The sequence below is a fragment of the Streptomyces sp. NPDC060031 genome, assembly GCF_042736805.1.
Lineage (GTDB): Bacteria > Actinomycetota > Actinomycetes > Streptomycetales > Streptomycetaceae > Streptomyces.
Window position 1 is genome coordinate 81,188 of the sequence record NZ_JBHWVM010000027.1, and the last position, 8,831, is coordinate 90,018.

The 8,831-nt window shown below is 74.4% G+C and carries 7 protein-coding genes; 1 reads left to right on the forward strand and 6 read right to left on the reverse strand.

Annotated features, from left to right (window positions below):
- Positions 1-18: 18 nt before the first annotated feature.
- Positions 19-1,266, reverse strand: coding sequence for an ATP-grasp domain-containing protein (locus ACFWB8_RS15235; RefSeq protein WP_385226068.1), 1,248 nt, complete (start codon positions 1,264-1,266; stop codon positions 19-21).
- 294 nt (positions 1,267-1,560) lie between these two features.
- Here ACFWB8_RS15235 and ACFWB8_RS15240 point away from each other — a divergent pair, with 294 nt between their 5' ends.
- On the forward strand, positions 1,561-3,192 hold the full coding sequence (locus tag ACFWB8_RS15240; protein ID WP_385226070.1) for a glycosyl hydrolase: 1,632 nt from the start codon (positions 1,561-1,563) through the stop codon (positions 3,190-3,192).
- Positions 3,193-3,236: 44 nt separating this feature from the next.
- Here ACFWB8_RS15240 and ACFWB8_RS15245 read toward each other — a convergent pair whose 3' ends face one another.
- From ACFWB8_RS15245 to murJ, 5 genes are all read right to left on the reverse strand, one after another.
- Positions 3,237-4,379 (reverse strand): GNAT family N-acetyltransferase, encoded by a 1,143-nt coding sequence (locus tag ACFWB8_RS15245; RefSeq protein WP_385226072.1) that lies wholly within the window; start codon positions 4,377-4,379, stop codon positions 3,237-3,239.
- Positions 4,376-5,068, reverse strand: a complete 693-nt coding sequence (locus tag ACFWB8_RS15250; RefSeq protein ID WP_385226094.1) for a lipopolysaccharide biosynthesis protein — start codon at positions 5,066-5,068, stop codon at positions 4,376-4,378. The genes ACFWB8_RS15245 and ACFWB8_RS15250 overlap by 4 nt, the downstream gene beginning before the upstream one ends.
- 8 nt (positions 5,069-5,076) lie before the next feature.
- Positions 5,077-6,342 carry a glycosyltransferase gene (locus ACFWB8_RS15255; protein ID WP_385226096.1) on the reverse strand — a complete coding sequence of 422 codons (1,266 nt, stop codon included), beginning with the start codon at positions 6,340-6,342 and terminating at the stop codon, positions 5,077-5,079.
- A gap of 2 nt (positions 6,343-6,344) precedes the next feature.
- Complete coding sequence (locus tag ACFWB8_RS15260; RefSeq protein ID WP_385226074.1) at positions 6,345-7,124, reverse strand: polysaccharide deacetylase family protein; 780 nt, start codon at positions 7,122-7,124, stop codon at positions 6,345-6,347.
- Positions 7,114-8,831: murein biosynthesis integral membrane protein MurJ (murJ, locus tag ACFWB8_RS15265; protein ID WP_385226076.1), on the reverse strand; the 1,718-nt coding region annotated here is incomplete at its 5' end. The genes ACFWB8_RS15260 and murJ, both read right to left, overlap by 11 nt.

An 8,831-nucleotide genomic window follows, 5' to 3' on the forward strand; every position in this document is an offset into this window, starting at 1 on the left:
ACTCACCGGGTCACCGGGTCACCGGGTCACCAGCTCGTCCGGCTCCGCCGACGCCTCCGGCGGCGCGCTACGGGAGACCGGCCCGCCCGGCGCCGGCCCGCCCGACGCCGCCGGCAGGTCCCGGCCGCGCTGGCGCGGGGCGCGCACCACCGCCCGCGCGGTCCGCCGCCCGTGCTCCGGTACGCCGCGCAGCGCCCGTACGCCCTTGCCCGCGCCCCGGCCCAGGAAGGCGGCGAGCATCGCCGCGAACGGCAGCAGGTCGTCGGCGGCGAACCAGGCCGCCTCCACCCGCCCGCGCTCCGGCGCCGCCGCGGGCTCGCGCCGCCGCGGGAGCGACCGGCCCCGTACCGCGGCCAGCAGGGCGTAGTTCTCCGCCACGAACACCCGGCCCGGACCCCCGGACGGCTCCGGGACCCGTTGGCCCGTCAGATCCAGGTACATCGCCTGGACCACGTCCAGCCCGGCCGCGTCCGTGAACAGCCGGAACTGCGCGCCCGGGCGCGGGTTGAAGTCCACCAGCCGGAAGCAGCCCCGCTCGTCCCGGCGGAAGTCCAGGTCCAAGATGCCCTGGTAGCCCAGCCGTTCGGCGATCCGCAGCCCGGCCTCCTCCACCGCGGGGTCCGGCAGCCAGCGCCCCACCGCCGTCAGGCCGGTCCGCACCGGCCAGGACATCTCCTTGCGCCCCGACCCGGTCAGCAGCGGACGCCCGCCGCGGGCGAAGGCCCCGTGGAAGAACCAGTCGGTGTCCGGCCCGGCCGGCAGGAACCGCTGGAGCAGCAGCCGGCTCCCCGCCTCGGCGGAGCGCTCGTACAGTCGCCGCGCCTCGGCGGCGGTCTGCACGAGCGTGGTGCTGCGCAGGTCCGTGCCGGCCGGCAGCAGCCACGGCCGGCTCCACTTCGCGATCACCGGCAGCCCGAGCCGCCACGCGGCGTCCGCCGCCTCGGCGCCGCCCGCCGGGATCACGGTCTCCGGGTGCGGGATGTCCCACCGCGCGCACAGCCGTGACAACTCGGCCTTGTCGGCGACCCGCGCGGGCAGCCCGTCCGGCTGATGGGGGATCCGGAACCGGCCCGCGAGCATCGGCGCCATCCTGGCGACGGCGATGGCGCTCAGATCGTCCATGGCGAAGAGCACCGCCTCCCGCCCGATCCGCTCGGAGACGCCGACCAGGCATTCGAGGAGTGCCTCGGGCGCCTCGGGATCCAGCCCGTCCGCACCGCAGTCGGGTCCGGGATGCACGGCACGCAGATAGCGCGAACGCCCCATGGGACCTCCCCCGGCCTCGACGACGGCATGGACCTCCACGCCCTTGCGCCCAAGGGATCTGACGGCGCCGAGGGTTCCGTGGTGGAACGGATTCCGATCGAGTCTGAGCAGAACAGCGGGCACATGGTTGGCATACGCGTGCATGGAAACGGTGTCTTTCACCTAGTCGGACCAAGCGGGGAGTGTGCGCACCTGCGAATGGCCTATGCGGCGATCACCGGACAGGCCATTCGTCGGATGTGATGCCTAACGTCTCTGGTAAGCACACCGATTCGGCAAAGCTCGGGAGACGCCATGCCCAGACCAAACCGCCGACTGGCCAGCACCTGCATCGGTACGGTCACGGCCGGGCTGCTGGCCTCCGGGGCCGCGCTCGCGGCACCCGACCGGGGCCGGCCCGACGACTCCGACATCGCCATGGGCGCCTATCTCCACTACGGGCCGCAGGGCGTGGCCCGGATCCCGTACCTGTCGCGCTGGCTGGGCGGCAAGGAGGTCCGGGTCGGGCACACCTATCTGCCCGGTGACCGGTGGGCCGGCATCGAAGGCAACGTCGGCTTCCTGGAGAGCTGGGCGCAGTGGCGCGGGGCGAAGGCCGACCGGATGTTCGTCCTCAACGTGCCGATGCAGGAGCGCAACGAGTCCCGGGTGCCCGACTACCAGGTGGCCCAGCTGATCCGCGCGGGCGCCGGCGGCCAGTACGACCAGCACTTCAAGAGGCTCGCCGAGCGGCTGGTGGCGCTGGGCGTCCCGGACACGGTGATCGTGCTCGGCTGGGAGATGAACGGCACCACCTACACCCACCGCTGCGGGCCGGACCCGGAGAACTGGAAGGCGTACTGGAAGCGCGTCGTCAACACCATGCGTTCCGTGCCCGGTCAGCAGTTCAAGTTCGATTTCGCCCCGAACCGGGGTGCGGACGCCATCGGCTGGAGCAAGTGCTACCCCGGCGACGACGTGGTGGACATCATCGGGATGGATTCGTACGACCAGGCTCCCGGACAGACGTTCGACGAACAGATCAGCCAGCCGTACGGGCTCCAGGAGCACGTCGACTTCGCGAAAGCACACGGAAAGCGCATCTCGTTCCCGGAGTGGGGGCTGTACCGGCGGGGAGACAACCCGGAGTACGTGCGGCGCATGCTGAAGTGGATCGAACAGCACAGGCCGATCTACCACACCATCACCGACTACTGCCCGCACGGCGTGTGGCAGTGCAAGCAGAACCCGGAGTCCGCGAGGGCCTTCCGCGACGCGCTGACCCCCGAGAAGCCCGGCCCGGTGATCCCGACGCCGGTCATTCCCACGCCGGTCATTCCCACGCCGGTGATCCCGACGCCGGTCATCCCGACACCGCAGATCCCCATGCCGCAGATCCCCACGCCCGAGGTGCCGACACCGCAGATCCCCACGCCGGCCATCCCGATGCCCCAGCTCCCGACGCCCGTGGTGCCGACCCCGGCGGTCCCCACACCCGAGGTCCCGCTGCCCCTGCCGTCGCCGGTGGCCCCGGCCCCCGAGGCCCCGGTCCCGGTGCCCAGCCCGCTCGTACCCAGCCCGCTCGTACCCAGCCCGGCCGTGCCCAGCCCGCTCGTGCCCGGCCCGGTCGTGCCCGAGCCCGAGGTGCCCGCGCCCGAGCCCGAGGTGTCCGTCCCCGCGCCCGAGCCCCCGCCCGTGGTCCCGAAGCCCGAGGCGCCGTCCCCGCAGGTCCCGACCCCGGTCCCGGCGCCCGTGACGCCGGGCCCGGTCGCGCCGCGGCCGCAGCCCGAGCCGCAGCCCGAGCCGCCCGCGCCGAAGCCGCCGCTCAACAACACGCAGTGGTGCGTGCCGCTCAACTTCGGCGAATGGCTCTCCAAGCTGGTCGGCAGGCAGTCGGTCTGCGTAGAGCTCGGCTGGGGCAAGGGGTCCGGCTTCTGGCCCTTCTAGCCCCCGGCCCCCGCTGCGGCCCCGGCCCCGGCACGGCGGTCCGCTCATCGGACCCGGAGTTCGTTGAGCCGGGCCCGCCAGTCCCGGGCCGCCGGCAGCGCCTCCCGCAGCACGTCCACCACCCGCCCGCGCCCCGCCACCTGCGACTCGTGCAGCCGCAGCAGGGGCGCGAGCGCGGCCGTGGACATCAACAGGCGCTGGTTGACGACGGTCTCGGGCCGCCAGTGGTTCTTGTACGGCTCGTTGCCGCGCAGGAAGCTCACCACCGGGCGGCCCTCCTCCAGCGCCCGCGCCGTCTCGTAGCGCAGCAGCAGCGTCGCCACGTCCACCTTCCGGTTGCGCAGGTCCGGGTCGGCCCCGTACAGGTAGCCGCCGCTCAACGAGCCCGACAGCAGCGTGAGGTTGGCGGCCACCACCTTCCCGTCGAGACGGAACTCGGCCAGCCTGCCCTCCCCCTCCCGCACCATCCGCCGGGTGGCCCGGGTCAGGTGCTCGGCGAAGCGCGGCTTGAGGTGCTCGGGGGTCACCCCGCGGCCGCGCCACTGCTTCTCGTGCAGCCGCAGCAGCGTCCGTACGGCACGCGGCACTTCCTGCTCGGTGACCTCGTGCTCCTCGATCCCGGCCGCGTCGGTCTTGCGGAGCTTGGCCCGCACCCGCTGCGCGCCGGAGGCCGGCATCCGCTTGACCAGATCGTCGAACGGCATCGCGGGCAGCTCCATGCAAGTGGAGTCGGCCAGCTTCCTGCGCACCCCGGGCCACTGCCCGTACACCGCCTCGGCGGCGGCCCCGGGCCGTACCTCGCGCAGGTCCACCACGGCGCGCCGGGCGGCCCGGTGCAGGCCGCGGGCCAGCGCCGGGACGACCTGGTCGGCGTACTCCGCGGCCACGAGCACGTCGAAGTAGTCGGTGATGCCGCCGCCGAGCGGCACGAGCAGCGGCAGCGGCCGGTGCACGAGCATCAGCGCGGCCACGCCGACCAGCTCCTCGCCGCGCCGTACGAGGACGATCCGGAGCCGGCCTTCCTTCCCGTACGAGAGCCACCAGGAGTGCAGCCAGGCATGGCTCTGGAAGGGGGTGGCGGTGGGGCAGCCGCGGACGAGCCTGTTCCACGGCTCCTCCAGCGCGGCGAACTGCCGGGGGTCGCGGCACAGCGTCACCGACAGGGCCCCGGCGGAGCCCGACGTCATCGAACGGACTCCTTCTCCTTGGTCTCGGTGTGCTCGCTCTGCGCGGGCAGCGAGGCGTACTCCTCCACGGCGGGCGCCGCGGCCTCCGCAGGCGCGTCCTCCTTGCGCCGGCCGGGCCGGGCCAGGAGCCACAGGCCGCCGAGGAGCCCGCCGGCGCACAGCCCGACGGCCCCGCTGACGGGCGCGGACGGCGAGGCGGGGTCGCTGGGCGCCACGGCCTGGTTGAACAGGAGCAGCTGGACACCGGTGTTCTTGGCGGCCTGGTTGCTGCTGAGCGAGAGGGCGTCGGCGACGGCGTTGGCGATGTCGGCGGCCTCGGCGGGGCTCTTGGAGGTGCCCGTGATGGCGATCATCGGGGACTCGGGGGAGGTCTCGGCGCGCACCTGGGTACGCAGCTGCCGGGCGCCGATGCCCGCGCGCGGCTGGGCGTACGCGAGGGTGGAACTGCTGGTGGCGATGCGGGCGTAGGCCTGGGCGAAGCCGAGGGCGGTGGCCGGCTCGGTGGTGTCGTCCGGGACGGCGACGACATAGCTGGTGGCCGCGTACTCGGGCGTCTTGAGCACCCCGTACGCCCCGCCGGCGGCCAGCCCCAGCAGCGCGCAGGCGGGCAGTGGCCACCAAGCGGGGGGCGGCAGCAGCCGGCCCCGGCGGCGGTGGGCGGTCTTCTTCTGATCGGCGGTGTCGGCCATGAGGGTGCTCACTTCCTGAGTGAAGGGGGTTCGTGGGATCCCGTACGGGGCGAATCCAGCCCCGCCTGGGGGCCCCTCCCAGCGGTGGCTGGGGGAGTTTGAGGCGCGGGGTCCGGGGCGGAGCCCCAGGGAGCCCGGGCGGAGCCCGGATCCACCGGCGCGGCCAGCGCGACGGAGTAGACGGACAGCAGCTGCTGCGCGCTGCGCGCGATGTCGTAGCGCCGGACCACGGGCGGCGGCGGAAGCCGACGGGCCCCCGCCTCCATGTGCCCGCGCAGGGCGGCGACCAGTTCCTCGGTCCCGGTACCGATCCGGCGCGCGCCGGGAGCCTGGGTGGCGGGAAGGTCGTCGATGGCCGGGCAGGTCACGTGCAGCACGGGCAGCCCGGCGGCCAGCGCCTCGACCACGGCGAGGCCGAAGGCCTCCTCCCGCGACGGGGAGACGAAGACGTCCATCGCCGCGAGCAGCGCGGGGATGCCCGGCGTGCGCCCGTCCGCGCTGTCGCCGAGCGGGTCCCGCTCCCCCAGCAGGTGGATGCGGCTCTGGGCGCCCAGCTCGGCGGCCAGGCTGCGCAGCGCGGCCCGCTCCGGCCCGTCCCCGGCGAGCAGCAGGTGCGCCCCCGGGAGCGCGGCCACCGCCCGTACGAGTACGTCGAACCGCTTGCCCGGTACCAGTCGGCCGACGCCGCCCACCACGAACGCCCGGTCCGACAGCCCGGTCCGGGCCCGCGTGGCCCGGCGGACGCCCTCGTCGAAGCGGAAGCGGACGGCCTCGATCCCGTTCGGCACGACGTGGACCCGCGCGGCCGGCACCCCCCAGCCCTCCAGCCGCGCGGCGACCGTGTCCGACACGGCGACCGTCGCGGCGCCGAGCCGCTCGCTGGCCAGGTACAGCGCCCGTACCCCGCCCGACAGGGGCCGGCCCTCGATCTCGCCCTCGCCGAGGGAGTGTTCGGTGGCGACGGTCGCCCCGACGCCGGCGAGCCGGGCCGCGAGTCGCCCGTACACGCAGGCCCGGTACAGGTGCGTGTGCACGAGGTCGTAGCGGCCGCGGCGGATGAACGTCACCAGCTTCGGCAGCGCCCCGAGGTCCCGGTTCCCGCGCATCCCGAGGTGCACGACCCGGACCCCGTCGGCCCGCAGCCCCTCGGCCACCGGACCCGGGTTGGTCAGCGTCAGCACGTCGCAGCGCATCGGCATGTGCCGCAGCAGCAGCCTCAGTTGCTGCTCGGCGCCGCCGACGCCCAGGCCCGTGATGATGTGCAGCGCCTTCAGCGTCACCGGTGGGTCACCGCCCGCCGCAGCTCGCGTACCCGGTGGCGCAGCCGCTTGACGCGCAGCCGGGACCCGCCGTCCGCCTGGCTGATGTGCGTACGCGGCAGGGCCCAGGGGCCCGCGAGCCGCCCGGGGTCGATGGCGCAGGCGTACGTGTACCCGGCGGCCCGCACCTGGGCCACGACCCGGGCGTCGAGGTGCCCGTACGGGTAGCAGAACCCCTCGGGCAGCCGTCCGGTCAGCTCGCGCAGAAGGTCGCGGCTGCCCCGGAGCTCCTGCTGGAGCACGTCGTCGGGGGTGGTGGTGAGGTCCTGGTGGAGCAGCCCGTGCGAGCCGATCTCCTGCCCGGCGGCGGCGACTTCGCGGATGCCCTCGGCGGTGAGCAGGGACTTGCGGGGGCCCAGCGGGTCCCACACGTTGTCCACGCCGAGCCGGCCGGGCAGGACGAACAGCGTGGCGGTGCAGTCGTGGCGGCGCAGCAGGGGCAGCGCGTTGGTGAGGAAGTCGGTGTAGCCGTCGTCGAAGGTCAGGCCGACCAGTCCGGCGCCGCGCCCGGCCGCGCGGGCCCGGAGCAGCTCGCCCACGGACACCCCGCGCAGTCCCCGGGAGCGCAGCCACAGCAGCTGGGCCTCCAGTACGTGCGGGGTGACGGTGATGCCGTACGGGTCCTCGGCGGGGTCGGTGAACTCGGCGACCGAGTGGTACATCAGGACCCACGGCGATGCGGTCCGGCGGGCGGGTACCACCGCGGCGGAATGCGCCGTGTCGATGTCAGCGGACATTGCGGAACCTCTGGGTGAGCTGGGCGGTGATCGAAGCGGTGAGCTTGGCGATCTGGGCGGGCATGGCGGTGACCTCGAGGGCCCGTATGGCCATGCCGGTGGCCCCGAACATGGCCGGGACCAGCAGGCAGCCGAGGGCGGCGCTGACCATCGGGTCGGCGACCATCGGCCCGGCGATCCAGCCGGTGGCGCAGGCGGCGACCGCGGCGACCGAGAGCCGGCCGATGCTGATCGCCACCCGGCGGACCTGGATGGCGATGATCCGCGAGCCGAGGCCGGTGAGCAGCAGCGCGGCGGTGGTGGTGATGCCGGCGGCGTTGGCGGCGGCGATGCCGTAGGTCCCCCACCAGCCGACGGCGAAGGCTCCGGCCACGATGTTGACGAGGAGTCCGGCACCCATCGCGAGCGCCGGGAACCAGGTGGGCCGGGCGGTCGAGAAGAAGGGCCGGGACAGCGCCCCGACGAGGCAGTGGCCGAGGAGCCCGATGCCGTAGACCCGCATGACGGATGCGGTGGCGGTGGTGTCCTGGTGGGTGAACGCGCCGCGTTCGAAGAGGACTTGGATGATCTGGGGTGCGTAGCCGATGACGAGGGCGGTGCCGGTGAGGACGGCGAGGGAGGCGAGCGCGAGGTCCTGCTCGACGCGCCGCCTGGCCTTCTCCGGCTCGCCGCCGGCCATGGCCTGGGCGACGACGGGGAAGGTGACGGTACAGATCATCAGGGAGAGGACCATCGGCATCTGCGCCACTTTCTGGGCGTAGTTCAGGTGCGAGATGGCGCCGGGCGGCAGCGAGGCGGCGAGGAACCGCTCGACGAGGACCTGGGACTGCCGGAAGACGGCGAAGAAGATCACCGGGGCGATGACGCCGAAGGCGATGAGGGTGGGCCGGTCGCGGTCGCGCTGGCTGCGCGGGGCGCAGCGGGTCCGGGGCGGCCCGAAGCCCACGTTCCGGATGAAGGCGGGCAATTGGACCACGACCATCAGCAGCCCGCCGACGGCGACCCCGGCGGCCGCGGCCCGCACTCCCCACACGGCGTGCAGGGCCACCATCGTGCCGATGATGCCCACGTTGTACGAGACGTAGATGGCCGCGGGCGGCACGAAGGAGCGGTGCGCCCGCAGCGAGGCGCTGAAGTACCCGGCGATCCCGAACGACAGGACCGTCAGGGCCGTCATCCGGGTGCATTCGACGGCGAGTCCGGGGTCCGGCAGCCCGGGGGCGAGCACGGAGACCACGAGCGGCGCGGCGATGATCAGCACCGACGCGACGGCGGCCAGGAGTACCGCGAGACGCGGCAGGGTCGCCCCCACGAGCAGGCGTACGGGGTCGGCCACGCGGGCCTCCCTGCGGGTGAGCCCGGCCCGGCTGGCGGCCCGGCGGGCCAGGGCCTGGCTGAAGGCGGGCACCATCAGCAGCGCCATGGCGTCCTCGATCAGCAGCGTCGAGGCCATCTCGGGCACGGTCCAGGAGATCAGGAACGCGTCGCTGTCGTGGCCGGCGCCGAAGAGGTGCGCGATGGTCTGGTCCCGTACGAGCCCGAACACCGCCCCGGCGGCGGTCAGCCCGGCCGTCACGGCGGCGGCCTTGACCAGGAACCGCCCCAGCGGAGGCGGCCCGCTGCCGCCGGGCAAGCCGGGTGAGCCGGGTGATCCGGGTACGGAGCCCGCCCCCGCCCGCGCACCGGCGGCGGGCCCGGTCCGCGGCG